30 protein-coding genes are annotated in these 24,812 nt (G+C 68.0%); 11 read left to right on the forward strand and 19 right to left on the reverse strand.

Annotated features, from left to right (window positions below; genetic code table 11):
• The first annotated feature begins 49 nt into the window (after nt 1–49).
• The 4 genes from ABT313_RS26870 to ABT313_RS26885 are packed head-to-tail and all read left to right on the forward strand — an operon-like array spanning nt 50 to nt 4,300.
• Nucleotides 50–1,300 carry a sugar ABC transporter substrate-binding protein gene (locus tag ABT313_RS26870; RefSeq protein WP_350859467.1) on the forward strand — a complete coding sequence of 417 codons (1,251 nt, stop codon included), beginning with the start codon at nt 50–52 and terminating at the stop codon, nt 1,298–1,300.
• Nucleotides 1,297–2,148 carry a carbohydrate ABC transporter permease gene (locus ABT313_RS26875; protein WP_350859470.1) on the forward strand — a complete coding sequence of 284 codons (852 nt, stop codon included), beginning with the start codon at nt 1,297–1,299 and terminating at the stop codon, nt 2,146–2,148. Before ABT313_RS26870 ends, ABT313_RS26875 begins: the two co-directional genes overlap by 4 nt.
• Nucleotides 2,141–2,968, forward strand: coding sequence for a carbohydrate ABC transporter permease (locus tag ABT313_RS26880; RefSeq protein ID WP_350859473.1), 828 nt, complete (start codon nt 2,141–2,143; stop codon nt 2,966–2,968). The genes ABT313_RS26875 and ABT313_RS26880 overlap by 8 nt, the downstream gene beginning before the upstream one ends.
• Nucleotides 2,969–2,977: 9 nt before the next feature.
• Nucleotides 2,978–4,300 (forward strand): sulfatase-like hydrolase/transferase, encoded by a 1,323-nt coding sequence (locus ABT313_RS26885; protein WP_350859476.1) that lies wholly within the window; start codon nt 2,978–2,980, stop codon nt 4,298–4,300.
• 66 nt (nt 4,301–4,366) lie between these two features.
• On the opposite strand, the gene ABT313_RS26890 is transcribed toward ABT313_RS26885, so the two are convergent.
• Nucleotides 4,367–4,822 carry a nuclear transport factor 2 family protein gene (locus ABT313_RS26890; protein ID WP_350859479.1) on the reverse strand — a complete coding sequence of 152 codons (456 nt, stop codon included), beginning with the start codon at nt 4,820–4,822 and terminating at the stop codon, nt 4,367–4,369.
• A 121-nt stretch (nt 4,823–4,943) separates the two neighbouring features.
• Here ABT313_RS26890 and ABT313_RS26895 point away from each other — a divergent pair, with 121 nt between their 5' ends.
• Complete coding sequence (locus ABT313_RS26895; RefSeq protein WP_350859482.1) at nt 4,944–5,492, forward strand: TetR/AcrR family transcriptional regulator; 549 nt, start codon at nt 4,944–4,946, stop codon at nt 5,490–5,492.
• Entirely contained in the window at nt 5,489–6,496 is a 1,008-nt protein-coding gene (locus tag ABT313_RS26900) for a glycoside hydrolase family 18 protein (RefSeq protein ID WP_350859484.1), read from the forward strand. Before ABT313_RS26895 ends, ABT313_RS26900 begins: the two co-directional genes overlap by 4 nt.
• Here the strand turns inward: ABT313_RS26900 and ABT313_RS26905 are convergent.
• The gene (locus ABT313_RS26905; protein WP_350859487.1) at nt 6,493–8,175 is read right to left on the reverse strand and encodes an ABC-F family ATP-binding cassette domain-containing protein; all 1,683 of its coding nucleotides are present in this window, start codon (nt 8,173–8,175) and stop codon (nt 6,493–6,495) included. The two genes, ABT313_RS26900 and ABT313_RS26905, sit on opposite strands and share 4 nt — an antisense overlap.
• A 53-nt stretch (nt 8,176–8,228) precedes the next feature.
• Between ABT313_RS26905 and ABT313_RS26910 the strand changes: the two genes are divergently transcribed.
• Genes ABT313_RS26910 through ABT313_RS26920 form a run of 3 tightly spaced genes read left to right on the forward strand, consistent with a single transcriptional unit; the run spans nt 8,229 to nt 10,739 of the window.
• The gene (locus tag ABT313_RS26910; protein WP_350859490.1) at nt 8,229–9,347 is read left to right on the forward strand and encodes a hypothetical protein; all 1,119 of its coding nucleotides are present in this window, start codon (nt 8,229–8,231) and stop codon (nt 9,345–9,347) included.
• A 31-nt stretch (nt 9,348–9,378) separates the two neighbouring features.
• Nucleotides 9,379–9,579: a hypothetical protein gene (locus ABT313_RS26915; RefSeq protein WP_350859492.1), complete on the forward strand. Its 201-nt coding sequence runs from the start codon at nt 9,379–9,381 to the stop codon at nt 9,577–9,579.
• A complete protein-coding gene (locus ABT313_RS26920; protein ID WP_350859494.1) occupies nt 9,576–10,739 on the forward strand; it encodes a hypothetical protein in 1,164 nt (387 codons plus the stop codon). The genes ABT313_RS26915 and ABT313_RS26920 overlap by 4 nt, the downstream gene beginning before the upstream one ends.
• Here the strand turns inward: ABT313_RS26920 and ABT313_RS26925 are convergent, their stop codons facing one another.
• Nucleotides 10,740–11,507 carry a hypothetical protein gene (locus ABT313_RS26925; protein WP_350859497.1) on the reverse strand — a complete coding sequence of 256 codons (768 nt, stop codon included), beginning with the start codon at nt 11,505–11,507 and terminating at the stop codon, nt 10,740–10,742.
• Entirely contained in the window at nt 11,500–12,051 is a 552-nt protein-coding gene (locus tag ABT313_RS26930; RefSeq protein WP_350859500.1) for an RNA polymerase sigma factor, read from the reverse strand. Before ABT313_RS26930 ends, ABT313_RS26925 begins: the two co-directional genes overlap by 8 nt.
• Before the next feature lie 163 nt (nt 12,052–12,214).
• Between ABT313_RS26930 and ABT313_RS26935 the strand changes: the two genes are divergently transcribed.
• Nucleotides 12,215–14,044 (forward strand): hypothetical protein, encoded by a 1,830-nt coding sequence (locus tag ABT313_RS26935; protein WP_350859502.1) that lies wholly within the window; start codon nt 12,215–12,217, stop codon nt 14,042–14,044.
• 1 nt (nt 14,045) lies between these two features.
• Here ABT313_RS26935 and ABT313_RS26940 read toward each other — a convergent pair whose 3' ends face one another.
• The 10 genes from ABT313_RS26940 to ABT313_RS26990 form a co-directional block, all read right to left on the reverse strand.
• Complete coding sequence (locus tag ABT313_RS26940) at nt 14,046–14,642, reverse strand: class I SAM-dependent methyltransferase (protein ID WP_350859504.1); 597 nt, start codon at nt 14,640–14,642, stop codon at nt 14,046–14,048.
• On the reverse strand, nt 14,635–15,447 hold the full coding sequence (truA, locus tag ABT313_RS26945) for a tRNA pseudouridine(38-40) synthase TruA (protein WP_350859506.1): 813 nt from the start codon (nt 15,445–15,447) through the stop codon (nt 14,635–14,637). Before truA ends, ABT313_RS26940 begins: the two co-directional genes overlap by 8 nt.
• Nucleotides 15,448–15,508: 61 nt before the next feature.
• Entirely contained in the window at nt 15,509–16,198 is a 690-nt protein-coding gene (rplQ, locus tag ABT313_RS44760) for a 50S ribosomal protein L17, sunset domain variant (RefSeq protein WP_502884022.1), read from the reverse strand.
• Between the two features lie 68 nt (nt 16,199–16,266).
• Nucleotides 16,267–17,292 (reverse strand): DNA-directed RNA polymerase subunit alpha, encoded by a 1,026-nt coding sequence (locus tag ABT313_RS26960; RefSeq protein ID WP_130384620.1) that lies wholly within the window; start codon nt 17,290–17,292, stop codon nt 16,267–16,269.
• 103 nt (nt 17,293–17,395) lie between these two features.
• A complete protein-coding gene (rpsD, locus tag ABT313_RS26965) occupies nt 17,396–18,004 on the reverse strand; it encodes a 30S ribosomal protein S4 (protein WP_134107206.1) in 609 nt (202 codons plus the stop codon).
• Nucleotides 18,005–18,030: 26 nt separating this feature from the next.
• Complete coding sequence (gene rpsK, locus ABT313_RS26970) at nt 18,031–18,438, reverse strand: 30S ribosomal protein S11 (protein WP_130384622.1); 408 nt, start codon at nt 18,436–18,438, stop codon at nt 18,031–18,033.
• A gap of 35 nt (nt 18,439–18,473) precedes the next feature.
• Nucleotides 18,474–18,845 (reverse strand): 30S ribosomal protein S13, encoded by a 372-nt coding sequence (rpsM, locus tag ABT313_RS26975; RefSeq protein ID WP_130441462.1) that lies wholly within the window; start codon nt 18,843–18,845, stop codon nt 18,474–18,476.
• A gap of 182 nt (nt 18,846–19,027) precedes the next feature.
• Nucleotides 19,028–19,141 carry a 50S ribosomal protein L36 gene (gene rpmJ, locus ABT313_RS26980; protein ID WP_008361054.1) on the reverse strand — a complete coding sequence of 38 codons (114 nt, stop codon included), beginning with the start codon at nt 19,139–19,141 and terminating at the stop codon, nt 19,028–19,030.
• Nucleotides 19,142–19,174: 33 nt separating this feature from the next.
• Nucleotides 19,175–19,396 (reverse strand): translation initiation factor IF-1, encoded by a 222-nt coding sequence (gene infA / locus ABT313_RS26985; protein WP_012923661.1) that lies wholly within the window; start codon nt 19,394–19,396, stop codon nt 19,175–19,177.
• Between the two features lie 92 nt (nt 19,397–19,488).
• Nucleotides 19,489–19,812 (reverse strand): winged helix-turn-helix transcriptional regulator, encoded by a 324-nt coding sequence (locus ABT313_RS26990; protein ID WP_350859514.1) that lies wholly within the window; start codon nt 19,810–19,812, stop codon nt 19,489–19,491.
• Nucleotides 19,813–19,888: 76 nt separating this feature from the next.
• On the opposite strand from ABT313_RS26990, the gene ABT313_RS26995 reads away from it, so the two are divergent.
• Nucleotides 19,889–20,749: an NAD(P)-dependent oxidoreductase gene (locus ABT313_RS26995; protein ID WP_350859517.1), complete on the forward strand. Its 861-nt coding sequence runs from the start codon at nt 19,889–19,891 to the stop codon at nt 20,747–20,749.
• Here ABT313_RS26995 and ABT313_RS27000 read toward each other — a convergent pair.
• The 5 genes from ABT313_RS27000 to secY form a co-directional block, all read right to left on the reverse strand.
• Nucleotides 20,730–21,545, reverse strand: coding sequence for a hypothetical protein (locus tag ABT313_RS27000; protein ID WP_350859519.1), 816 nt, complete (start codon nt 21,543–21,545; stop codon nt 20,730–20,732). The two genes, ABT313_RS26995 and ABT313_RS27000, sit on opposite strands and share 20 nt — an antisense overlap.
• Nucleotides 21,542–21,988 carry a DUF1707 SHOCT-like domain-containing protein gene (locus ABT313_RS27005; protein ID WP_350859522.1) on the reverse strand — a complete coding sequence of 149 codons (447 nt, stop codon included), beginning with the start codon at nt 21,986–21,988 and terminating at the stop codon, nt 21,542–21,544. The genes ABT313_RS27000 and ABT313_RS27005 overlap by 4 nt, the downstream gene beginning before the upstream one ends.
• Before the next feature lie 64 nt (nt 21,989–22,052).
• Nucleotides 22,053–22,874: a type I methionyl aminopeptidase gene (gene map / locus ABT313_RS27010; RefSeq protein WP_350859525.1), complete on the reverse strand. Its 822-nt coding sequence runs from the start codon at nt 22,872–22,874 to the stop codon at nt 22,053–22,055.
• Nucleotides 22,875–22,900: 26 nt separating this feature from the next.
• A complete protein-coding gene (locus tag ABT313_RS27015) occupies nt 22,901–23,473 on the reverse strand; it encodes an adenylate kinase (protein ID WP_198681520.1) in 573 nt (190 codons plus the stop codon).
• Complete coding sequence (secY, locus tag ABT313_RS27020; RefSeq protein WP_350859529.1) at nt 23,473–24,774, reverse strand: preprotein translocase subunit SecY; 1,302 nt, start codon at nt 24,772–24,774, stop codon at nt 23,473–23,475. The genes ABT313_RS27015 and secY overlap by 1 nt, the downstream gene beginning before the upstream one ends.
• Between the last annotated feature and the right edge of the window lie 38 nt (nt 24,775–24,812).

A 24,812-nucleotide genomic window follows, 5' to 3' on the forward strand; every position in this document is an offset into this window, starting at 1 on the left:
CGCCACTGCGCCACCCCGCGCCATCGAATGACCGTCGAAAGGTTTTGTCATGCCCTCCTTCAACCGCCGCTCGTTCCTCCAGCTCGGCCTCGGCGCCACCGTGCTCGGCGCCGTCGGCTGCTCGCCCGCGAAACCCGCCTCGAAGCAGGCCGACAGCCACACGTTCACGATCTACTGGAACGCCGGCCACGGATACCAGGCCTACAAGGAGGTGATCGACCAGTTCGGCAAGGACCACGACCTGCAGATGAACTGGCAGAAGTTCCAGTGGCCCGACCTGACCACCAAGCTGACCGCGGACTTCCGCTCTGGCAACGTGCCCGACCTGGTCGAAGAGGTCAGCGCCGGCACCGGGACGCAGTACGGACTGGCCGGCAACGTCCTCGCCCTGGACGACTTCGCAAAGGACGACAAAGCGTTCGGCTTCCCGGACGACTTCCTCGACCAGGCCGTCGTCGCCCGACAGTACGAGGGAAAGACGTACTCGATCCCGCTGCACCTCACCGCCAACGGCCTGCTCTTCTACAACAAGGCGATGATCGACACCCCGCCGACGACCTGGGACGAGTTCCTCGAGGCGGCCAGGTCGAACACCAAGGACAAGATCTCCGGCTGCGCCCTGAACTCGGATGCGAGCTACGCGGCGCCGTTCTACAACCAGCAGCGCGTGGACTTCAGCAACGTCGGCGCCAAGCAGTTCATGATGCCGGACGACGCCGCGTTGAAGGCGCTGCAGTTCATGCAGGACCTGGTGTACGCCGACAAGGTCTCCCCCGCGCCGGTCGCGACCACCGACTACTCGGGTCCGCAGAAGCTGTTCTCCGCCAAGCGCGCCGCGATGTTCGTCTCCGGTCCGTGGGACATCGGCCCGATCCGGCAGGGCAGTCCGGACATCGAGCTCGGGGTCGCCGTACCGCTGACCGGCGCGGTCCAGTCCGCGGCAATGGCCGGATCCGGGTTGATGATCCCGTCGAAGGCCAAGGACCCCAAGCTGTCCTGGGAGTTGATCACCAAGCTGGCCGCGGTGAAGGTCGAGCTGGCCGCCACCAAGGAGGCCGGCATGTCGATGCCGCGGAAGAGCTGGGCCGCGGACCCGTCCGTCACCGCCGATCCGAACCTGGCGGTCATCGCCAAGTCGCTCGCGGTCGTGGCCAAGCAGGACATCGCACTGTCGGCGAGCGGCAAGGCCGCGCAGATCAACGAGCTGTGGAAGAAGGCCTACCAGCAGATGATCATCCAGCACGCGCCGGTCGGGCCGACGCTGGACGACTTCCGCAAGCAGGCCGGGGCGGCGCTGTGATCCGTCGCCGGCAGGCGCTGACCGCATGGCTGTTCCTCACCCCGGCAGTGCTGTTCTTCGTACTCCTGTTCTTCCTCCCGATCGGCAACCAGCTGCTGACCGGCGCGTACGACGCCGACGGCACCTCGTTCGTCGGCTTCGGCAACTTCAGCCGGGCCTTCGGCGATCCCGAGGTGGTGCACTCGTTCCTGATCACGCTCGCGTACGCCGCCGGGACGCTCATCGTCGGTACGGCGGTCGGCCTCGGGCTGGCCGTGATCCTCAACCAGTCCCTCCGCGGCCGCACGCTGTTCCGCTCGGTGCTGCTGATCCCGTACCTGACGTCGGTGTCGATCATCGGCCTGCTCTGGCGCAACATCCTCGACCCGCAGGTCGGCATCCTGAACCGGTTGCTCGAGGCAATCAACCTGCCCGGTCAGACCTGGCTCAGCACGCATCCGTTGTCGACGATCGTCGGCATCACGGTCTGGTCGAGTGCCGGCTACACGATGGTCCTGTTCCTGGCCGGCCTGCAAGGCATCCCCGGCCTGTACTACGAGGCCGCGCGGATCGACGGCGCCGGGCCGTGGCGACGGTTCTTCGCGATCACGCTCCCGCTGCTCGCGCCGACCACGCTGTTCGTCTCGATCATCGGGCTGATCAGCACGCTGCAGCAGTTCGCGCTGCCGTACATCGTGACCGGCGGCGGCCCGGGCAACGCGACTTCCCTGTACGCACACCGGCTGTTCATCGTCGCGTTCAACGACAACGACTTCGGCTACGCGTCGGCGCTTTCGCTGCTGCTGCTGGTCGTCGTACTGATCCTGTCCCTCGTGCAGCTGCGGATCGGAGACCGGACCGATGCGTGAACGTCTCTTCCCCGGCGACCGCATCGCGGCGTACGTCGTCCTCGTCGCGCTCGCCCTGGTCACCGTGCTGCCGCTGCTGTACATGATCGTGCTGGCGCTGCAGAGCGACGGCGAGGTGCAGTCGGGTGATCCGGTGCTGTGGCCGGCCCATCTGCAATGGGACAACTTCAGCCGGCTGTTCGAGGCCGCGCCGTTCGGGCGGTTCTTCCTGAACAGCCTGGTGATGGCCGGCGCGATCACGGTCTCGCACCTGATCTTCGACCCGCTGGTCGGCTACGTGTTCGCGAAGATGGACTTCCCGGGCAAGCGGATCGCGTTCGTCGCGGTGCTGTCGACGTTGATGGTGCCGTTCTTCGTCCGGATGCTGCCGATCTACTCGATCTTCGCGAGTCTGGGCTGGATCGACAGCTATCAGGGACTGATCGTGCCGTTCCTGATGGATGCCTACGGCATCTTTCTGATGCGGCAGTTCATCCGGCCGCTGCCGGACGAGCTGATCGAGGCGGCCCGGGTGGACGGCGCCGGCGAGTTCCGGATCTACCTGCGGGTGATCCTGCCGCAGGGCAAGCCGGCGCTGGCCGTGCTCGGCCTGTTCACGTTCGTCTTCCAGTGGAACGAGTTCCTCTGGCCGCTGATCGTCACCAGCCGGACCGAGATGCGCACGCTGCCGATCGGGTTGACCCTGTTCAACCAGGAGTACTTCACGCAGTGGAACCTGACCGCCGCCGGCGCGCTGATCCTGTTCATCCCGACCGCGATCTTCTTCGTCGTCACCCAGAAGTTCCTGGTGGAGGGCATCGCCCTCTCCGGACTGAAATGAGAGCTCTTGATGCGCCCTAATGTGATCGTCTTCTTCACCGACCAGCAGCGCTGGGACACCGTCGGGAGCCCGTTGGGTATCACGCCCAACCTCGACCTGATGGCCCGCCGCGGCACGACGTACGAGACCGCCTGCACCACCAACCCGGTCTGTGCGCCGGCGCGCGCCGCGATGCAGACCGGCATGTACCCGACCAACGCCGGCGTCTACCGCAACGACGTACCGCTGCCGACGGACGCACCGACGCTCGGACGCCTGTTCGGCGACGCGGGCTACCAGACGGCGTACATCGGCAAGTGGCACCTGGGTACGCAGGATCCAGTGCCACGCGAGGAGCAGGCCGGGTACGACCACTGGCTGGCCTCGAACCTGCTCGAGTTCACCTCGGACGCCTATCGGACCGTTGTGTACGACGCCGATGGCGAGCCGGTCTTCCTACCCGGCTACCGGCCTGACGCGCTGACTGACGCAGCAATCCGCTTCATCACCAAGGCCGACGGCCCCTTCATGTTGTTCCTCTCGCTGATCGAGCCGCACCACCAGAACGAGCACGACGACTACCCGGCACCACAGGTCTACCGGGACACCTACGCCGGAGCATGGCTGCCACCTGATCTGGCGACCCTCCCTGGTACGGCACACCAGCACGCAGCTGGGTACTACGGCCAGATCAAGCGTGTAGACGAATGTCTGGGCAGACTGCGCGACGCACTCGTCAGCCTCGACCTCACTGACGACACCGTCCTGCTGTACACGTCCGACCATGGCTCGCACTTCAAGACCCGCAACAGCGAGTACAAGCGTTCTCCGCACGACGGGTCGGTCCGGGTGCCGCTGGTGGTCGAGGGACCCGGGTACCGCGGCGGCGGGCGCGTCAGTACGCCGGTCAGCACGGTGGACGTCGTACCGACGCTGCTGGACGCGGCTGGGATCGCACTCCCGGACCACCTGGACGGAGTACCGCTGCGGGAGTCTGCACGCGACGGTGTGCTGATCCAGGTGAGCGAGTCCGAGGTCGGCCGGGCGCTCCGGACAGACCGCTGGAAGTACTACGTGCACGCGCCCTCGGCCGGTGACGTACCCGCGGCGGACACGTACGTCGAGCGGGCGCTCTACGACCTCGACGCCGATCCGTACGAGCTGGACAACCTGATCGACAGCGTGAACCACCAGGAGATCGCTGCCGAACTACGAGAGCAGCTCGTGGCCGAGATCGCCCGGGTCGAAGGGCAGTCCGCGGCTGTGACGCCGTACCCGGAGACGCGGGAGCGTGGGCGCTTCCCGGAGACCACAGTCCGCCGGCTGAAGCTGGACGGGCGCCGGCTGGAGTAGCTGGATTGGAGATGGCCCCGGGCGGGCTCAGTGCCTCGGTCCGGGGCCATCCGGCGCCTCTGCGGACTAGGACGCCGCCGGAGCGGTGGCCGGTTCCCGCAGATGGCTGACGAGTTCTTCGACCTGGCCACGGGCGCGGATCATCGCCAGGTGGTCGATGTAGTCGCGGGACTCGACGATCAGGCCGTCGCGGACACGGAGTACGAAGATCGCGGGGACGGTGAACGGCTCGCCGCTGGCCAGGACGGTCCCGGCGTACTCGAACTCGGCGACGATCACCTCCGGGTCGGCGGTCTGGTGGACCCGGATGTTGACCGGCTGGAAGCTGACCACCTCGGTCACCCGCGGACCGGTCACGCCGAAGTGCTCCTCGAGGGCGGCACGAGACAGCAGCGGGTGGTCGCCGTACGGGTTCATCGGGTGGCGGACGTCGGTCTGCTCGGCGTACAGCCCGGGCAGGACGGCGAAGTCGCGGTCGGCGACGCCGTGGACCAGCTTCAGGAAGACCTCTTCGGGAGTCATCGGGTTCCTCACACGAGATAAACGGAGTGATGACTTCGAATATATGGAGTAACGACTTCGTTTACAACCCCCGGCCGGTTCCGCGCGTCTCTTAGGCTGAGAGCGACGAAGGGGAGCTGGGGTGCGAGCAGACGCGCGCGACAACCGGGCCAGGATCATGACCGCGGCCGACGATGTCTTCGGGCGATCGCCGAGCGCGTCCACCGACGATGTCGCGCGGCTGGCGGGGGTCGGGATCGCGACCGTGTTCCGGCACTTCCCGACCAAGACCGAGCTGCTCGAGGCCGTGCTCACGTTGCGGCTCGAGCGCTTGCGGGACCGCGCGCTCGAGCTGGCCGGCAGCGACGACCCGGGCAAGGCATTCTTCGAGTTCTTCACCCAGGTCGTGTCCGAGTCGGCGTCGAAGCTGGCGATCGCCGAGGCGCTGACCGGGGCCGGCGCGGCCGCCGGCGAGGAGGCACGGGCGGCCGGGCGCGGCATGCGGGAGGCGTTCAACGGCCTGCTCACCGCGGCGCAGCGGTCCGGCGCGGTGCGGCCGGACGCGGAGATGGCCGAGGTGTACGCGCTGATGATCGGCGCGTCCCGCGGCGCGACCGCCGCCAGGCTCGAGCCGCCGGTCCGCGACCGGATGCTCGCGCTGATCTACGACGGCCTGGCGCCGCGTTCGTGAGACGCCGCTGGCGCTCCTGGTCCCGCCTCCGCCGAGTCCTCGTCTCGGTCGCGCTCGCCGTGGTCGTGCTGGTGATCGCGCCACTGGGCACGTATGCAGCCTCGCTGAGGGTGCAGTACGCCGGTGAGCCGTCCGCGCAGGCGCGAACCCGCAACCACGACGCGCTCTGGCTCGGGCATGCCTGGGTCGACGGCCGGAAGACCGACGCCGACGTCACCGCACTCGCCCAGCGCCTGCAGACCACCGGCATCCGCGACGTCTACGTACACACCGGCCCGCTCGAACACGACGGTTCGTTGCCGTTGGCAAAGGTATCGCCGAAGGCACGCTGGTTCGTCGAGGCGATGCACGCGGCGGCCCCCGCCGTACGCGTGCAGGCGTGGCTCGGCGACGTCGTACAACCGGGCAAGAACCCCGGCATGAACCTCGACGATCCAGCCGTCCGCACGCGGGTGGTCGCATCGGCGAAAGCCGTGCTGGCACAGGGTTTCCAGGGCATCCACTACGACTTCGAGCCGGTCCGCTCCGGCTCCAAGGGCTACCTGGCCGTGCTGGACGAGACGCGCGCGCTCGGCACCACGCTGTCGGTCGCCGCCGCGCAGATCGACCCACTCTGGTACCTGCACGCGATCCCGATCGACAAGTGGTGGTCGCAGGAGTACTTCGCCAAGGTGGCGAGCCGGGTCGACCAGATCGCCGTCATGTCCTACGACACAGCGATGCCGCTGGAGTCCCTGTACGGCGGGTACGTCGCCAAGCAGACCAAGCTGGCGCTAGAGGTCACTCCCCCGAACACGGTCCTGCTCATGGGCCTCCCGGCGTACTGGGAGAGCAACCCGTCCCACTGGGGCCACGCCGAGACGGTCACCGCGGCAGTCCGCGGTGCCCGCCTCGGCCTGGGCAACTCAACCCGCCAGAACTTCGGACTGGCTCTGTACGTCGACTTCGCCGCCACCGAAGACCACTGGACCGCCTACCGCGACGGCTGGTGCCTGGTGGACTAGCGAGCCCGTTCGACGCGGCCCTCGTCCCAGACTGGTTCGTCGGGCTCGTAGACGGAGCCATCGGCGCCGAAGACGAGGTACCGGTCGAAGCCGCGCGCGAACCACCGGTCGTGAGTCACGGCGAGCACTGTGCCGTCGAAAGCGTCCAGCCCCTCCTCCAGCGCCTCCGCGGACTCCACGTCCAGGTTGTCGGTGGGCTCGTCGAGCAGGAGCAGCGTGGCGCCGGACAGCTCGAGCAGCAGGATCTGGAACCGGGCCTGCTGCCCACCGGACAGACTGTCGAACGTCTGCTCCGCCGCATGCGCCAGCTCGTACCGGTCCAGCTTCCGTGACGCCAGCTCGCGACCCATGCCCTCACGGTGGTCGTCACCGCGGTGCAGGATCTCCAGCAACGTCCGGCCCATCAACTCCGGGTGCTCGTGCGTCTGCGCGAACCAGCCAGGCCGCACGCGCGCCCCCAGCTTCGCGTTGCCGGTGTGAGCGACCGGAGCGATGTTCACCTCTCCAACCGGCTGGTGCTCGACATCCGGGTCCGAGCCGCCGTTGGCGAGCAGGCGCAGGAAGTGCGACTTCCCGGACCCGTTCGATCCCAGTACGGCGACACGTTCGCCGTACCAAACCTCCAGGTCGAACGGCTTCATCAGACCGGTCAGCTCGAGTTGGGTGCACACGACGGCCCGCTTGCCGGTCCGACCGCCGGTGAGGCGCATGCTGACCTTCTGCTCGCGCGGCAGCGCCTGCGGCGGCCCGGCCTCCTCGAACTTGCGCAGCCGGGTCTGGGACGCGCGGTAGCGCGACGCCATGTCGGAGTTGTACGCCGCCTTCTGCTTGTACATCAGCATCTGGGCGCGGAGCTTCGCGTGCTCCTCGTCCCACCGCTTGCGCAGCTCCTCGAACCGCTCGAACCGGTGCCGCCGAGCCTCGTGGTACGTCGCGAAGCCGCCGCCGTGCGTCCACGCCGTATTGCCGGCGGCACCCAGCTCGACGGTGACGATCCGGGTAGCGGTGTTGGCCAGCAGCTCCCGGTCGTGGCTGATGTAGAGCACGGTCTTGTCGCTCGTGCGCAGCTGCTCCTCGAGCCAGCGCTTCCCAGGTACGTCGAGGTAGTTGTCCGGCTCGTCCAGGATCAGCACCTCGTCCGGCCCGCGCAGCAAGGCCTCCAGCACCAGGCGCTTCTGCTCGCCGCCGGACAGCGTCTTCACCTCACGCCAGCGGCATCGATCGAACGGCACACCGAGGGCAGCCGTCGTACACACGTCCCAGAGCACCTCGGCGTCGTACCCCCCGACCTCGCCCCAGTCGGACACGGCCTGTGCGTACTTGAGCTGGGTCTTCTCGGTGTCGTCCTCCATCATCGCCAGCTCGGCCTTGTCCAGCTTGGCCGCGGCCTGCTGGATCCGCTCCGGCGCGACGGCCAGCAGCAGGTCCCGGACGGTCGACGAGTCCCGCACCGACCCGACGAACTGCCGCATCACGCCCAGCCCGCCGGACCGCGAGATGCTGCCGCTGTGGGCCTTCAGGTCGCCCGCGATGATCCTGGTCAGCGTGGTCTTCCCGGAGCCGTTCGCACCGACCAGCGCAACCTTCGCACCGTCTCCGACGCGGAACGTGATGTCGTCCAGCAACACCCGCCCGTCCGGCAACTCGAACCCCACTCCACCGACATCCACGTGACCCATGCCCCCAGTCTGACCGGCCGGGCCCGCCCCCGGCGACCGGTTATCGTTTGCCGGTGCCGCGCAACCTGAGAGGACGCGAGATCCTCCCCGAGACGCGGGAGTACCAGTGGGTCGCGAGCGTCGTGGCCGCGGTAGAGCGCCGTACCGGCGTGCCGTCGTCGTGGAACCGCCGGCTGTACGACGAGCACAGCGGCACCGGCGCGACAGCGGAGTACAACGGGCCGATGACGGTCAGCCGGCAGCTCGTCCTCGAGCCGGTGATGCGCGCGTACGACGCAACCGGACCGCTCGACCTCGACACGGTCGGCTGGGCCCGGATCGGCGCGATGACCGTGGTCCACGAGACCGACCACCACCAGCACCCGGCCGGCGACGAGCACGCACCCGACGCGGTCCGCTTCTACTCCCCGGAGGCGGAGGCGGTGATCGAGGGCCTCGCCGACAGCAACCGGGACCGGCTCGCCGACCCGGTCATCCGGGACATCGGGATGGACAAGGCCGTCCCGAGGATCCTCGAGGTGCAGGCGGTGATGCCGTACGCCGGCTACCAGGCCGCCGTCGAAGGGGCGCTACACGGTCTGCACACGATCAGCGGCCGGTCGCAGCATGAGGTCTGGACCGCCGTCGACCAGACTCCGTTCGTACAGCGGTACAACGCGATGGCCGATGTCGTCATCGACTCCCGGCTGAACGGTCTGATGCCGCCGGAGCACCGGTCGCAGATCAGGCTCCGGCTGAGTCAGCCGTTGAAGGAGGAGCTCGGCGGGCTCACCGCCTACACGACGGAGACGGAGCTCCCGGTCCAGCTGGCGGCACGGGGTCGTGAGACCGCGACCAGAGCAGTGCGGCGGCTGGAGCAGGAGCTGGGCAGGATCGAGGCGCACTACCGGCAGTACAGCGAGCACCCGCCGCGGATGCCGATGTCTGCCGAGCAGACGGCGTTGGTGCAGCGCATCGAGGCGCACTACGGCCGGTCGACCGACCTGGATACCGCACACCTGCGCCGGTTCGTGGACAGCTCGGCGACTGCCCGGCTGGGCGGTGCGGCGGCAGGTGGGGCTGGTGCGGCGTCAGGGGCCGCTGCGTCAGGAGGCGCCGCGTCAGGTGCTGCAGCGGCCTGGGACGGGTGGCGGCCGGACAGGTCTCGTTCAGCCGGCGGGCCGGGCCGGTAGGCGACCCTCTGGCGCGGGATGATCGGCGTCGATGGATGCTTATCGTGAGGCGCAGCGGCTGTACGCCGAGGCAATGTTGTCGACTGCCACCGGGCCGGAGCGGGTCGCCGTGCTGGAGCAGACGCTGCAGCGGATCGGCGACCTGGTGCCGCAGGCCGCTCCGGACGAGCGGTCCGCCGTACTGCTGATGAACAGCTCGATCGCGCAGCTGATCGCCGGGGAGAAGCGATGAACGAGCTCGAGCGCGGTCCGGAGATCCTCCCGGGCACACCGGACTACGAGTGGTTCGCATCGGTCGTCGACAGGACCGAGGAGTTCGCCGGACGGTCCTCCCACTGGAACGGGAGGCTGTACGAGCAGCCGGGCGCGGTAGCCGGCGTCGTCGAGGCCGACGGCAGCATGACGATCAGCCGGGAACACATCCTCGACCCGGCCCGTCCCGGTTACACCGAGGGCCGTTCGCTCACGCACGACGAGCGCTACGCGGCGGGCGCTGCGACGCGGATGGCGGTGTTCCAGGCGCGAGCCTCGCTGTCCGGACTGGGAGACGACACCGGCCCCGGCGCCTCGCCGATCGGGTCGCTCGAGGACATCGCCCTCGAGAACGCACTCGCCGACCGCTTCACGGGGAGGTACGGCGGGCGGATTGCCGAGAGCCTGACCGAGCAGAACCTGCCGGTGGACAGTTTCCCGGCGTTCCCGGCGTACACCACGGCCACGGACCGGTTGATGTACTCGCTAAGCAGACCCACCGGGATGGGACCGGGCGAGCTCCGCGACCTGCTCGAGGCCACGGATCGTTCACAGCGGTTCAACGTGATCGCCGACCGGGTGATCGACACCCAGCTCGGCGACCGAGTGCCGGAGTCGCACCGGAACCAGCTGCGCCAGGACCTCACCGGACCGCTGCGGCGTGGGCTCAGCGGCCTGACCATGACCGAGTACAGCCAGCTGACCCACCAGGGCTCGAAGCTGAACTGGGGCCACGAGTCCGCCGAGCTGACCGAGTTCGAGTTCGAGCTGAACCTCGAGGACATCAAGACCCACTACGACTCGTGGGGCGCGGAGCACCCGGGCGTGGAGCCGCCCGAGCTGCCCGACGAGCTGCGGGAGACGTTCCTCGACCGGGAAGAGGGCATGCGGCAGATCTGGGCCGACCGGGGTTGGCCCGCTCAGCAGCCCGTCCCCGGCCGCGAACAGGAGTACTACGAGAGCCTCAACGAGCAGGTCTACCCGAACGAGCGCGAGCAGGAGATCGCCAGGCTGCAGCAGTTCCTGTGGTCGCACACGGCGCCGAGCCAACACACGGATCCAGCAACTGGTGCCGGCGAGCGACCCAACAACGTGCGCGAGATCGGTTCGGCCCGCAAGGGACAGCGCGGGATCGAGTAGCTACCAGTCCTTGAGCGCGTCCAGGTAGGTGCCGCCGGACGGGCGGACCGACCCGGTCATGAACAGCTTGAGCGGTGCCGAGAACAGGCCGTACGTGTGCGTGCCGGTGAAGAACCCGGCCGACTCGCAGCCGTCGTACTCGACCCAGATCTCGCGGGTACCGGCCGCGGTCTCGAACCGGAGCACGATCGCCTCGGACGGCTTGGACACCTGCGGCGCGCACTTGAACACCGGGAGCTTGGGGTTCCGCTCCGGCAGCACCTTGATCTCGTTGACCACCTGCTGCGCGGTCGCGGCGTTGAACGACTCCTGCCCGAGCAGGCCGGTCCCGCCCTCGGCGAAGCCGTAGCGGCAGGCACGCAGCCCGGTCACCATCGTGTTCAGGTCGAGCCCGGTGCCGGCCGGCAGAGCGTCCGGACCGGGAGCCGTCAGGATCGGATGGTCGACCGGACACCCGGCCACCGACTCGTTGGAGGGCGCCACGCCTTGTGCTGTGTTCGGCGCCGCAGCCTTGCTGTCCCCACTGGAGTCGCTGTTGCTGGTGGCAACTGGCGACTCCCCGCCGGCGAAGCTCCACACGCCCCCGATAGCAGCAGCGACCAGCACGGCGCCTGCTGCCACCGACCAGGTCTGACGACGCCGATGCACACGTCGACGGGCCTCGTGAGCCATACGGCTGTTCTGCGAGTGGGTCTGTCCGGCGGCCTGGTTGTGCAGAGCAGCTGTGAACTTGGGGCCGAGCTCCTGCTCTGGGTCGTGCTCAGGCATCCTCGGCTCCTTCCGTGCTCTCAGTGTTGTCGGTGCTCAACGTCGTCTTCAAAGCGGCCAATGCTCGATGGACGTGGGACCGGGCGGTCGCCTCGGCGCAGTGCAGCAGTTGCGCGATCTCGGCGTACGAGAGCTCTTCGTAGAACCGCAGTACGACGGCAGCTCGCTGCTTGTCGGGCAGCGTCGCGCACAGTGCCCAGATCGCCTCCGACTCGGCGCGTGCCGCCGTACCGTCCGAAACAGCCCGTGCCGTCCGCACCGGGTCCGCAGCGGGCGCCTCGCGGCGACGGAACCTGCGCCACCAGGAGATGTGCGCATTGACCACCATCCGCTTCACGTACGCCTCTGGGTCGTCGGCCCGGCTGACCCGGCCCCACCGTGCACAGGCAGTCGTGAGGGCGTCCTGCACGGCGTCCTCGGCCAGGTTGGAGTCGCCGGTCAGGACATAGGCGAACCTCAGCAGGGCGTCGGCCTTCTCGCTGACCCACACCTCGAAGTCGAGCGGCCCTGTCCGTGCCTCCGCTGCCACCAAGGCTGCCTCCATACCTCCAGGACGGCGCCGGTGGCGCGTTCGTTGCAGCAGGACCCTGGATCCTGCCGCCGGACGGTCCGCAGCGTAACCCAATCGGTGCTTGACGCCTGCTGTTCATAGCCCGTTCCGTCGCTAGTCTGGCGCGGTTCTTCCCCCGAGAACGAAGGGCTGCGGCATGCCGGGCAGATACCAATTCATCGATGGCCGCTTCAGTCGCGGTGACCTGCAGGCGTTCGACTGGGCGGACCACGTGACTGCCGTCCTGGGCCACAACCGCCGGCCGGCCGGGTTCGACCTGTACCGGAGGGCCGACTGGAACGACAACCGGAGCAGGGTACGGTCCGACGGCTCGATCCTCCTCGGCGCCCGGACCGCCCACTGGCTCGAGACGTGCGGCAACCGGATGTACAACGCGCACTACCCGGGTCAGTATCAGCCGACCCGCGAGGAAGCCCTGAACGTCCGGCAGGCGCTGGACGAGTTCATCACGGTCTACCTCGACAAGGTGCAGCCGCCGCACCCGGCTACGACACCCGCGTTGCAGGCCCTGGACTCCGGACTCCGCGACACCGTCGTCATCCCGAAGGTCATCGAGGGCTCGCTGATCGATCGCGCCTTCCCGGATATCACGCGGCTGGAAGGCCGGCAGCCGTTCCTGCAGGCAGCGACACGAGGGCTCACCGAACGGCTCGGCAACCATGTGGGGATGCAGGCCGGCGAGCTCGCGGACCTGCTGGTGAAGACGCCACCCGCCCAGCGCTTCGAAGCGCTGGCTGATGTCCTGGTCGAGAGGGACCCGCTGCAACGACGGCTACCGGACGGCTCTGCGCGGACTCTCCCGGCTGATCATGTGGCTCGCCTGAAGGCAGCCCTGACACAGCAACTCGACCAGGCCTTCCAGCGGGGTGGGGAGTCGAGCCGCCAGGTCGGTCAGGACGCCCGCGGCCTCGGCAGGAGCTTCGGCGAACAGCGGGCGACGAAGTTGCTCGGGCGGTGTGCGAACGCACGGAGCGCGATCGACACCGAGCAGCCCGGCTACCAGCAGGTCTCGGACCTGATGTCCGTCGTACAGGACGATCTCGCCACCGGCCGGGCTTCAGCGAGTCAAGGACGCGACAGTGAAGCGCGGGTGCTGCAGCTCAAGCTCAACACCGACTACTGGAACGGCGAGCTGCACACGTCAGGCCTGCCCGACGGCGCATCGGGGTACGCCGGTACCGATCGCTCGCTGACCTTCGACCGGGAGAAGGTGATCGACGTCCTGGCAAGCGTCGGCTCAGCCAAAGGACCGTCGCCGGAGCTTCGGGACGCGGTCGGCGTCGTCGCGACGCAGGCAGCGCGCCTGTGCAATCCGGTCGCTCCTGGAACTCAGCAGAACGGGCCTGGCGGACAGGCGTTCGAGGACCAGCTGTGCCGGGACTTCGTCGGCCAGGAACAGGACCGCCTGTTCGCGACTCTCGGATTCGCCGAGGTGGACAGTGCTCCGCGCAGCCAGACCGCGACGGCACAGGTGGTTGCGACCCTCACGGAGGCAGCCGCGCGAAGGCTGGGCCTGGAGCCGCAGGAGCTCACGGCCAGGTTGCTCACAACACCTTCAAACGAACGCATCGAGCGGGCGGCCGCCCTCACCCTCGGCGAACCCGGCATGGCTGTCGACCGCAGCAGATGGGACGAGGCCACCAAGACCCTGGCCGGGAACATCGACGCCACCCTCGCGAAGGCGGCGGAGGCCGACCGAACCGGCCAGACCAAGCTGCACGCCTGGAACCGGGCCACGGCCGGCGAACGGCTGAGTCATCAGCTCACCACGGCGATCGAGAAGGCCGGCCGACCTGTCAGACAAGCAGACATCTCCGCTGACCAAGCATTGCTGAAGAGCGTCGCCGCGGCGACCAGCGGCCAGCCACGACCGGGAGGCGATCCGGCCGGCCGCGCGGATCCCGCGACCCGACGCGGACCTCAACCCGACAACGGAAAATCCACCCAGCGGTCCACCGGGCGTTAGGTCAGCGGGTGGCGCGGAGGACGCGGAAGCCCTTTGCGCTGCCGATCCGGTCGCAGGGGTAGCCCTGGTCGGTCATCCAGCGCTGCAAGGAATCGCCGCCCAGGTTCTTGCCGACGACGAACCACGCCACGCCCTCGGGCGCGAGCCGTTCCAGCCAGCGCAGCAGCATCTTGTGCAGCTCCGGCTTGCCGATGTGGATCGCCGGGTTCGACCAGATCTGGTCGAACCGCAGGTCCTCGGGTACGTCGTCCGGCAGCACCGCATGCACCCGCTTGCCAACCCCCGCAGCCGCCGCGTTCACCCCGGTCAGCTCAAGCGCGCGGTTGTTCACGTCGACCGCCCACACCGTCGCCTTCGGGACCTCCACCGCCAGCGCACACGCGATCGGCCCGTAGCCACAGCCCAGGTCGAGGAACGTGCCGGCCTGCTTCGGCGGCTCGGTCTCCCGCAGCAACACCGCCGTACCGATGTCCAGACGGTCCCGGGAGAACACACCGGTCGCCGTCGTGAAGACGTACGGCTTCCCCCAGATCCGCGCCTCGACGGTACGCCGTACGTCCGCCGACTGCGGGTCCGCGGAGAAGAAGTGGTCACCCACGCTGATGCACCTCTCCCCTGACCTGCCTGGCCTGCAGTGCCCGTGCAGCCAGCTCACCGTCTGCCGGGTACCGCACTTCTTCCAGCGTCAGCCCGTGTGCCGGCAGCACGGACACAGCCGAGTCCCGCACCTTCCCAGCCAGTACGACGCCCGGCCACTCCACGTCGCGCCGTCCGTCGCCCACCGGGATCATCGAACCGACCAGGGCTCGCACCATCGAGTGACAGAAGGCATCCGCGATCACAGTGCCCTCCAACTGACCGACACCCGTCCGCCGCCACGAGAAGTCCAGCAGCGCCCGCACTGTGCTGGCCCCCTCCCGTTTCTTGCAGTACGCCGCAAAGTCGTGCTCGCCGAGGAGTCCGGCCGCGGCGGCGTTCATACGATCCACGTCGAGCGGTCGCCCCACCCGGAGTACATGTCCCCGGGTCAGCGGGTCCCAGCCGGCCGGGTCGTCACACAGGCGGTACACGTACCGGCGGGCCAGAGCGGAGAACCTGGCGTCAAAGCCCTCTGGAGCCGCCGTGACGGCCGTGACAGCTACATCCTCGGGCAGGACGCCGTTAAGCCCTCTCAGGAGCCTCAGCGGGTCTACAGCGCCTTCGACGTCCACATGGGTGACCTGGCCGCGGGCGTGGACGCCCGTGTCGGTCCGGCCGGCGCAAGTCACGGTCAGCGGCTCCGGCAGCCGCAGTACGACGCGGAGCGCTTCTTCCAGCGTGCCCTGCACCGTACGGAGTCCCTCTTGACGCGCCCAGCCGTGGAAGCCGGTTCCGTCGTACCTGAGGTCTATCCGCCAACGCACACGGCAATCTAACGCAACAGAGCCCCCTCACCATGCGGTGAGGGGGCTCTGGAGGTGATGCTTACTTGTCGTCGTCCTCGGTCTCGCCGGCCTTGGCGAAGCCCGCGGCCTCGGCGTCCGCCTCGGTCTTGAACCAGACCTCGGCGACCGTCTGGTCGTACCACGGCGACTCGGTGGTGTGGTACTTCATCGAGTTCTCGTTGCCCTTGATGGTGAAGCCCTCGGGCGCGGAGCCGTCCTCGAGCGGCGCGGCGGAGTTGTCGAACTTGCCGGCCACGACGTCCTGGACCGGAGCGTCCTCGACGGTGTCCTCGACCTTCTCCTCGGCCTTCGGAGCGGCCGCCTTCTTGGCCGGAGCCTTCTTGGCGGTCTTGTTCGCCTTCGGCGAGTCGGCCAGCGCCTCGACCAGCTCGATCTTCACCATCGGCGCGTTGTCGCCCTTACGCGGACCGAGCTTGGTGATCCGGGTGTAGCCACCCGGACGGTCGGCGTACCGCTCGCCGATCTCGGTGAAGAGCACGTGCACGACGCTCTTGTCCTTGATCCGCTTCATCACCTGACGGCGCGAGTTGAGGTCACCACGCTTCGCCTTGGTGATCATCTGCTCCGCCAGCGGCTGCAGGCGCTTGGCCTTGGCCGCGGTGGTGGTGATGGCGCCGTGCTCGAACAGCGACGTCGCGAGGTTGCTGAGGATCAGCTTCTCGTGCGCCGGGCTGCCGCCCAGCCGGGCACCCTTGGTGGGGGTTGGCATCTCATAACTCCAGGAATCTAAGGCTCGTCGAGCCGTTGGGTTTCGGGCCCGACGGGCCGCAGGTCAGCTCAGTACTGCTCGGTCTCGGCGAAGCTCTCGTCCTCGTCGTCCGCCTCGTTGCCGTAGGCACCGGACGCGGCGCGGAGGTCGAACCCGGGCGGGGAGTCCTTCAGCGACAGGCCCATCTCGGCCAGCTTCAGCTTGACCTCGTCGATCGACTTGGAGCCGAAGTTCCGGATGTCCAGCAGGTCCTGCTCGCTACGCGAGATCAGCTCACCCACGGTGTGGATGCCCTCACGCTTGAGGCAGTTGTACGACCGGACGGTCAGCTGCAGGTCCTCGACCGGCAGGGCCAGGTCGGCGGCCATCTGCTCGTCCACCGGGGACGGGCCGATGTCGATGCCCTCGGCCTCGACGTTCAGCTCGCGGGCCAGGCCGAACAGCTCGACCAGGGTCTTACCGGCCGACGCGACGGCGTCGCGGGGCAGCATCGACGGCTTGGTCTCGACGTCGACCACGAGGCGGTCGAAGTCGGTGCGCTGCTCGACGCGGGTCGCCTCGACCTTGTAGGTGACCTTGAGCACCGGCGAGTAGATCGAGTCGACCGGCATCCGGCCGATCTCGGCGTCGGCGGACTTGTTCTGGACGGCCGACACGTAGCCGCGACCGCGCTCGACGACCAGCTCCATCTCGAGCCGGCCCTTCTCGTTCAGCGTGGCGATCTTCAGGTCCGGGTTGTGCACCTCGACACCGGCCGGCGGCGCGATGTCGGCGGCGGTCACGTCACCGGGGCCCTGCTTGCGCAGGTACATGGTGACCGGCTCGTCGTGCTCGGACGAGACGACCAGGTCCTTCAGGTTCAGGATCAGCTGGGTGGCGTCTTCCTTGACCCCGGCAACGGTCGAGAACTCGTGCAGGACACCGTCGATCTTGATGCTGGTGACGGCGGCGCCGGGGATGGAGGACAGCAGGGTCCGGCGGATCGAGTTACCGAGGGTGTAACCGAAGCCCGGCTCCAGCGGCTCGATCACGAACCGCGAGCGGTACTCGTCGACGACCTCTTCGGTCAGGGTGGGGCGTTGTGCGATAAGCAACTTCGTGTTCCTTCTCTGTCGCGACGACCACTATTTGAGGTCGCGAGGGGTGAAGAAGACACCGGACCGGCCGGCGGCCCTGGAGCCACCGGCCGGCACGCGGTCAGTTCTTCGAGTAGAGCTCGACGATCAGGTGCTCGGCGACCTGGGTGTCGATCTGCTGCCGGGTCGGCAGCTGGTGGACGAGGATCCGCAGCCGCTCGGGCATCACCTCGAGCCACGCGGGGACGACGCGCTCGGCGTGCGTCTCGCGGGCGACGATGAACGGCGTCGTCTCGGCCGACTTCTGCTTGACATCGATGATGTCGTGCGCAGCCACCCGGTACGACGGGATGTTCACCTTGACGCCGTTCACGGTGAAGTGACCGTGGACGACGAGCTGACGGGCCTGCCGACGGGTCCGGGCCAGGCCGGAGCGGTAGACCACGTTGTCCAGGCGGGACTCAAGGATCTGCAGCAGGTTGTCACCGGTCTTGCCGGAGCGCCGCGAGGCCTCCTCGTAGTACCGGCGGAACTGCTTCTCGAGAACGCCGTACGAGTAACGCGCCTTCTGCTTCTCGCGCAGCTGGAGCAGGTACTCGCTCTCCTTCGGGCGGCCGCGGCCGTGCATACCCGGCGGGTACGGACGACGCTCGAACGCCTTGTCGCCACCGACGAGGTCGACCCCGAGACGGCGCGACTTCTTGGTCATAGGTCCGGTGTAACGGGCCATGGTTCGCTACCTTCCTCTCTCTGGGGTCAGACCCGGCGCCGCTTCGGCGGGCGGCATCCGTTGTGGGCGACGGGGGTGACGTCCTGGATGGTGCCGACCTCGAGGCCGACCGCACCCAGCGAACGGATCGCGGTCTCACGGCCGGAGCCGGGACCCTTGACGAACACGTCGATCTTGCGCATGCCGTGCTCCATCGCGCGGCGTCCGGCAGCCTCGGCGGCCATCTGCGCGGCGAACGGGGTCGACTTGCGCGAACCCTTGAAGCCGACGGTTCCCGCGGAGGCCCACGAGATGACCGCGCCGGTCGGGTCGGTGATCGTCACGATCGTGTTGTTGAACGTGCTCTTGATGTGCGCGTGGCCGGCGGCCACGTTCTTCTTCTCCTTGCGGCGCACCTTCTTCGCGCCGGCCGCGCTGCGGCTCTTGGGAGGCATAGGTCAGTTGCTCCTGGGGTCGACGGTCATCCGGGTCACTTCTTCTTCTTGCCGGCGATCGCCTTACGACGACCCTTGCGGCTGCGGGCGTTGGTGCGGGTGCGCTGACCGCGCACCGGCAGGCCGCTGCGGTGCCGGCGACCCTGGTACGACCCGATCTCGATCTTGCGGCGGATGTCCGCGGTCACCTCGCGACGGAGGTCACCTTCGATCTTGTAGTTGCCTTCGATCCAGTCCCGGAGCTTCACCAGCTCGTCGTCGCCCAGTTCGTGGACGCGCTTGTCACCGGAGATCCCGGTGGCTTCGAGCGTCTTCAGGGCGCGAGTACGACCTACACCGAAGATGTAGGTGAGAGCGACCTCGATGCGCTTGTCGCGCGGCAGGTCGACCCCTACGAGGCGTGCCATGTGGCGGTGTTCCTTTCGTCAGCAGAGGTGTGGTGGCGCGCCGCGTCCCCGCCCGCCTCGGTGAGAGTTGTTGTTCACCGGCGGGGCCCCGGCCTCTGTTCCGGGGGCAACATCCGGGACGTTCTCCCGGATGAGCGTGCGCGCTGTGGTGCGAAAGTGCCTGTGTACTGCGTCGAGCTTTGTCAGCCCTGCCGCTGCTTGTGCCGCGGGTTCTCGCAGATCACCATGACCCGGCCGTGACGGCGGATCACCTTGCACTTGTCGCAGATCTTCTTGACGCTCGGATTGACCTTCATCGAGCTACTTTCTTCGACAGGTGTTGGTGGGTGTTACTTGTACCGATAGACGATCCGACCCCTGGTGAGGTCGTACGGCGACAGCTCCACGACGACCCGGTCCTCGGGGAGGATCCGGATGTAGTGCTGCCTCATCTTGCCGCTGATGTGCGCGAGCACCTTGTGCCCGTTGGACAGCTCAACACGGAACATCGCGTTCGGCAGGGCCTCGACGATGGTGCCCTCGAGTTCGATTACTCCCTCTTTTTTGGGCATGTCCTCGCACTTCTGTAGACGTGACTGGCTATGGCTCCAAAGAGCCAAGGAAAAAGTCTACGCCACGCACGGCGAAGAACCCAATTGAGCCCTCAGCGGGTACTCTCCAGCTCCTTCAGGTGCTCGGCACCCCATTCGTCGAGTGGCATCAGTGCGACGTTGAGTGACTCACCGAGTGCGGTGAGTGAGTACTCGACCTTCGGCGGCACCTGATGGAAGACCTCGCGGTGCACGATGCCGCGCGCCTCCAGCTCACGCAACTGCTGGATCAGCATCTTCTCGGTGACCCCGGACACCTCCCGGCGCAGCTCGCCGAACCGCATCGGCCCATGGTGCAGCGCCCAGAGGATGCGCGGCTTCCACTTCCCGCCGATCACGTCGGCCGCGGCGTCCAGCCCACAGGTGTACGGGCGCATACTTACCTTTCCGTCAGTACCTGACTATTTAGTGGGTACTTGCCCATTCTAAAGCTTCGCCGCGAGGGTTGTCGGCATGAAGACACCCGTCACGGTTCTGGGGCTCGGGGCGATGGGGACTGCTCTCGCCCGGGCCTTTCTGTCCGCCGGCCATCCGGTCACCGTCTGGAATCGGACGCCCGGGCGCTCGCCCGAGCTGGACGCACTGGGCGCCGGCCGGGCCGCGAGCGCCGCGGCGGCAGTGGCCGCGAGTCCGCTCGTCGTCGTCTGCCTGCTGGTCGACGCCACCGTCCGCAGCACACTCGACGGCGTCGACCTCGGTGGCAAGACCGTCGTCAATCTGACCAACAGCACGCCGGAACAGGCCCGCGAGACTGCCGCGCTGCTCGGCGCCGCGGAGTACCTGGACGGCGGCATCATGGCTGTCCCCGCCATGATCGGCGGACCGGCGGCATTCATCTTCTACAGCGGATCGGCAGCAGCCTTCGAACAGCACCGGGATGCCCTGGAGGCCCTGGCCAGACCGGAGTACGTCGGCGCCGATCCGGGCCTGGCCGCGCTCTACGACATCGCCCTGCTGACGGGGATGTACGGCGTCTTCGCGGGAGCCACTCACGCGCTGGCGCTGGCAGGGAGCGAGCAACTCGCGGCCGGACCGTTCACCGAGCGCTTCCTGCTCCCCTGGCTGACCGCGATGCTCACCAGCCTCCCCCGCATCGCCAAGGATCTGGACGGCCCTCGGTCCGAGACGGCCGGGTCGAACCTCGCGATGCAGTCGGCGGCGTACGACAACCTGATCGACACCTCGGTCGCCCAGGGAATCGACCCCTCGCTGATGGAGCCGATGGGTGAGCTGTTGCGGAAGGCGGTGGCGGCCGGATACGGAGACGCGGACCTGGCGGCGCTGGTCGGCGTACTCAGGACTGCTGCTGGTTAGCGGCCCACTGCTCGCCGGCTCGCCAGATCTGCTCGGGCATGAGGTCCAGCAGGTCGCATGCGGCATCGAGCTGGGCCAGTGCGGTGACGGAATCGCGGTATGCCGGGAGGATCGCGACGAACCGCCGCCCCTCGCAACTGAAGCCGAACGGGGGTACGGCGGCCAGCGCCTCGATCGCTCGCGGGTGCAGGATCGCCAGCGCGTGGTCCTCGCGGCCGTTGTACAGGCGGTACTGCCCCGGCAGCTCGTCGATCGCGAGCGGGATCGGCAGCAGACTCGCCGCCGCAACGGGCGAGAGGCCCGCCGGCAGCACCTGGAGCGGCGGTAGCGGTCGATCCACCTGCAGGTCGAGGAAGTCGAAGCCGAGCTCGCGCCGCCGCACCTTGTGCCGGAACCGCCCGGACCAGAACTCGCGGCCGCGGTGCCGGCCCGTGGTCACGTCGACGATCGCGGCGCCCGGATCGACGTCGAACGGTGGGAAAGGCCAACGATCCCGCAGGCCCTCCCCCGATGCGCTGATCCGCCAGCCGAGCTGCTGTGCCGCGTCGGCCCACGACTGCCTGCGGCGGCCGTCGGCGATCCGTAGCGCCACCGTGAACCCGATCAGCACCAGGAACCAGGCCAGCACGAACCAGCCCACCCAGCGCGGCTCCAGCAGCAGCCCGAGGATCGCCAGCGGTACCGCGATCACGAACCAGAGCACATAGACGACCGCAGCCCCCTGATGCAGCTGCCACGCCCAGTCCGGCCGCAGCCGCGGGGCAGCAATGCGGCGACTGACCGGGGCCGCCGTCAACGGCGCCTGCCGAGGCCGCCGAGGGCGATGATCGCCCAGGGAATCAGCAGCCAGACCGGCCAGAAGTGGGGCCAGTGCCCGCCGTTGCCGAGCCCGATCACGAACCAGATCACGACGTTGATCATCACCACGCCGGTGAAGCCGCCGATCGCGTTACCGCGCTTGTGCGGGTGGTTGTCCTTCTTCCGCTCCGGGAAGTCGCCGGGCGCGGGCGCCGGCTTGGTGTCCTGCACGACCTCGGGCGTCTTGTACGTGCTCACCGGCGGCAGGTCCCGCACCAGCGGCTCGAGCTCACCGTAGGTCTGCACGGTGTAGAGCTGGTCGAGGCGGGAGGAGAACTCGGGCTGATCCAGCCGGCCGTCCGCGAACGCGTCCCGCAACCGTCCGGCGATCTTCTCGCGGTCGGCTTCGGTGAAACGCTGGTACGGCTGGTACTGAGGCATGTCTCAAGTGTGCCTCAGCTCCGGTCCGCTCCGCGTCCCCCGACGGGTGGACCCATGGGGTCCGTCAGTCGGCCAGGGGGCCGAACTTCACGCCGAGCTCGGCGAGTTCGGACTCGCCGCCGTCGATCGCGGTCAGCACCCACGGTCCTTGCGGAGTGAGAGTGAACGTGTGCTCGGTGTGTGCGGCCGACCGGCCGTCGTCGGTGACGACCGTCCAGTCGTCCTCGAGCGTGTGGTTGTCCTGCTTGCCCAGGGTGAGCATCGGCTCGACGGCGAGCGCCATCCCCTCGACCAGCTTCGGGCCGCGGCCCGGGCGGCCGAAGTTCGGCACGTTCGGCGGCTGGTGCATGGCCGAGCCGATCCCGTGCCCGACGAAGTCCTCGACGATTCCGTACGACGAGTTGGCGCGGACATGTCCCTCGATCGCCGCCGAGATATCTGTCAACCGCCCGCCGAGCCGCGCCGCGGCGAACCCACGCCACATCGACTCCGCGCAGATCCGGGCCAGCTCGAGCAGCTCGTCCGCGACCTCGCCGACACCGACGGTGATCGCGGCGTCGCCGTGCCAGCCGTCGACGATCGCACCGCAGTCGATCGAGATCAGGTCACCGTCGGCCAGCACCCGGCCGCCCGGGATGCCGTGCACGATCTCGTCGTTCACCGACGCGCAGATCGAGCCGGTGAAGCCGTGGTACCCCTTGAACGACGGGGTCGCGCCGGAGGACCGGATGTTGTCCTCGGCGATCGCGTCCAGCTCGCCGGTGCTGATCCCGGCCTTGACCTGCCCGCGGAGCAACTCCAGCGTGCGGCCGACCACCAGGCCGGCCTTGCGCATCGCCAGAATCTGCTCGCGGGTCTTGATCTCGATTCCGCGGTCCCTGAACATCTCGCCTTACTTACTCGGTGACGGTCTTACTCGGTCACGGTCTTGAGCGCGGCGAGCACCCGCTCGCTCACTTCGTCGATCTCGCCGACACCGTCGACCTCCACCAGCAGGCCGCGCTCGGCGTACACCTGCAGCAGCGGCTTGGTCTCGGCGGTGTAGACGTCCTGCCGGTGCCGGACGACCTCCTCGGAGTCGTCGGTCCGGCCTTCGATGTGCGCCCGCTTGGTCATCCGCTCGACGAGTACGTCGATATCGGCGACCAGCGCGACCACGGCGTCCAGCTTGTGGCCGTGGTCGGCCAGGATCTCGTCCAGCGTGCCCACCTGGGCCAGCGTCCGCGGGTACCCGTCGAGCAGGAAGCCTTCGCCGGCGTCGGCCTCGGACAGCCGGTCACGCACCATCGAGTTCGTGACCTCGTCCGGGACGTAGTCGCCGGCATCCATGTACCGCTTGGCCTCGACGCCCAGCGGTGTCTCGTCCTTCACGTTCGCACGGAAGATGTCGCCGGTGGACACGGCCGGGATATTCAGGCGGTCCGCAAGCACCTTTGCCTGCGTGCCCTTGCCCGCCCCGGGCGGACCCATCAGCAACATTCTCATCAGCGCAGGAACCCTTCGTAGTTTCGCTGCTGCAGCTGAGACTCGATCTGCTTCACCGTGTCCAGACCGACGCCGACCATGATCAGGATCGACGTACCGCCGAAGGGGAAGTTCTGGTTCGCGTTCAGCAGGACGAGAGCGACCAGCGGGATCATCGAGATCGCCGCGAGGTAGATCGCGCCGGGCAGCGTGATGCGGTCCAACACGTACTTGAGGTATTCCTCGGTCGGCCGACCCGCCCGGATCCCGGGGATGAAGCCGCCGTACTTCTTCATGTTGTCCGCGACCTCCTTCGGGTTGAAGGTGATCGAGACGTAGAAGTACGTGAAGAAGATGATCAGGGCGACGTACGTCACCATGTAGATCGGGTGGTCGCCCTTGACCAAGTTGCCCTGGATCCAGTTCGACCAGCCCTTGCCTTGCTGGAACTGACTGACCAGAACGGGGAGATACAGCAGGCTGGACGCGAAGATCACCGGGATGACGCCGGCCTGGTTGACCTTCAGCGGGATGTACGTCGACGTACCGCCGAACATCTTCCGGCCGACCATCCGCTTGGCGTACTGGACCGGGATCCGGCGCTGGGCCTGCTCGATGAAGATGACCGCGGCCATGATGACCAACCCGATCGCGATCACCACGACGAACGTGGTGACGCCCTTCTGCTTGCGGATGCTCCACAGCTGGGTCGGGAAGGTGGCGACGATCTGGGTGAAGATCAGGATCGACATACCGTTGCCGACGCCGCGGTCGGTGATCAGCTCACCGAGCCACATGATCACGCCGGTGCCCGCGGTCATCGTCAGCACCATCACGCTGACGGTGAACCAGTCGTCCTTGTACAGCAGCGGCTCGGTGCAGCCCTGGAACAGCCGGCCCGGGGTCCGGGCGAGCGCCACGAACGCGGTCGACTGCAGGATCGCCAGACCGACGGTCAGGAACCGGGTGTACTGGGTGATCTTGGCCTGTCCCGCCTGGCCCTCCTTCTTCAGCGACTCCAACCGCGGGATCACCACGGTGAGCAGCTGCAGAATGATGCTGGCGGTGATGTACGGCATGATGCCGAGCGCGAAGATCGCGAGCTGCAGCAGTGCTCCGCCGGAGAACAGGTTGATCAAGTTGTACAGGTTGGCGTTCTGGCCACCCTGGGAGATCTTGATACACGTGTGCAGAGACTGAACGTTGACGCCGGGTGCCGGTACGACGGAGCCGATCCGGAAGATCACGACGATGAAGAGCACGAACAAGATCTTCCGGCGCAGGTCCGGAGTCTTGAACGCGTTGGCAAAGGCGCCTAACACCCTGTCCTCCCACAAGTTTCCCTTGCCGCGGGCACGGC

It is taken from the genome of Kribbella sp. NPDC000426, from assembly GCF_040300265.1.
Classification (GTDB): domain Bacteria; phylum Actinomycetota; class Actinomycetes; order Propionibacteriales; family Kribbellaceae; genus Kribbella.

What these genes read in the sequence shown, in the direction of transcription:
- ABT313_RS26870 (WP_350859467.1), top strand. Translation starts at nt 50, where the DNA reads ATGCCCTCCTTCAACCGCCGCTCGTTCCTCCAGCTCGGCCTCGGCGCC.
- ABT313_RS26880 (WP_350859473.1), top strand. Translation starts at nt 2,141, where the DNA reads ATGCGTGAACGTCTCTTCCCCGGCGACCGCATCGCGGCGTACGTCGTC.
- ABT313_RS26885 (WP_350859476.1), top strand. Translation starts at nt 2,978, where the DNA reads ATGCGCCCTAATGTGATCGTCTTCTTCACCGACCAGCAGCGCTGGGAC.
- ABT313_RS26890 (WP_350859479.1), bottom strand. Translation starts at nt 4,822, where the DNA reads ATGACTCCCGAAGAGGTCTTCCTGAAGCTGGTCCACGGCGTCGCCGAC.
- ABT313_RS26905 (WP_350859487.1), bottom strand. Translation starts at nt 8,175, where the DNA reads ATGGGTCACGTGGATGTCGGTGGAGTGGGGTTCGAGTTGCCGGACGGG.
- ABT313_RS26915 (WP_350859492.1), top strand. Translation starts at nt 9,379, where the DNA reads ATGGATGCTTATCGTGAGGCGCAGCGGCTGTACGCCGAGGCAATGTTG.
- ABT313_RS26920 (WP_350859494.1), top strand. Translation starts at nt 9,576, where the DNA reads ATGAACGAGCTCGAGCGCGGTCCGGAGATCCTCCCGGGCACACCGGAC.
- ABT313_RS26925 (WP_350859497.1), bottom strand. Translation starts at nt 11,507, where the DNA reads ATGCCTGAGCACGACCCAGAGCAGGAGCTCGGCCCCAAGTTCACAGCT.
- ABT313_RS26930 (WP_350859500.1), bottom strand. Translation starts at nt 12,051, where the DNA reads ATGGAGGCAGCCTTGGTGGCAGCGGAGGCACGGACAGGGCCGCTCGAC.
- ABT313_RS26935 (WP_350859502.1), top strand. Translation starts at nt 12,215, where the DNA reads ATGCCGGGCAGATACCAATTCATCGATGGCCGCTTCAGTCGCGGTGAC.
- rplQ (WP_502884022.1), bottom strand. Translation starts at nt 16,198, where the DNA reads ATGCCAACCCCCACCAAGGGTGCCCGGCTGGGCGGCAGCCCGGCGCAC.
- rpsD (WP_134107206.1), bottom strand. Translation starts at nt 18,004, where the DNA reads ATGGCCCGTTACACCGGACCTATGACCAAGAAGTCGCGCCGTCTCGGG.
- rpsK (WP_130384622.1), bottom strand. Translation starts at nt 18,438, where the DNA reads ATGCCTCCCAAGAGCCGCAGCGCGGCCGGCGCGAAGAAGGTGCGCCGC.
- rpsM (WP_130441462.1), bottom strand. Translation starts at nt 18,845, where the DNA reads ATGGCACGCCTCGTAGGGGTCGACCTGCCGCGCGACAAGCGCATCGAG.
- rpmJ (WP_008361054.1), bottom strand. Translation starts at nt 19,141, where the DNA reads ATGAAGGTCAATCCGAGCGTCAAGAAGATCTGCGACAAGTGCAAGGTG.
- infA (WP_012923661.1), bottom strand. Translation starts at nt 19,396, where the DNA reads ATGCCCAAAAAAGAGGGAGTAATCGAACTCGAGGGCACCATCGTCGAG.
- ABT313_RS26990 (WP_350859514.1), bottom strand. Translation starts at nt 19,812, where the DNA reads ATGCGCCCGTACACCTGTGGGCTGGACGCCGCGGCCGACGTGATCGGC.
- ABT313_RS26995 (WP_350859517.1), top strand. Translation starts at nt 19,889, where the DNA reads ATGAAGACACCCGTCACGGTTCTGGGGCTCGGGGCGATGGGGACTGCT.
- ABT313_RS27005 (WP_350859522.1), bottom strand. Translation starts at nt 21,988, where the DNA reads ATGCCTCAGTACCAGCCGTACCAGCGTTTCACCGAAGCCGACCGCGAG.
- map (WP_350859525.1), bottom strand. Translation starts at nt 22,874, where the DNA reads ATGTTCAGGGACCGCGGAATCGAGATCAAGACCCGCGAGCAGATTCTG.
- ABT313_RS27015 (WP_198681520.1), bottom strand. Translation starts at nt 23,473, where the DNA reads ATGAGAATGTTGCTGATGGGTCCGCCCGGGGCGGGCAAGGGCACGCAG.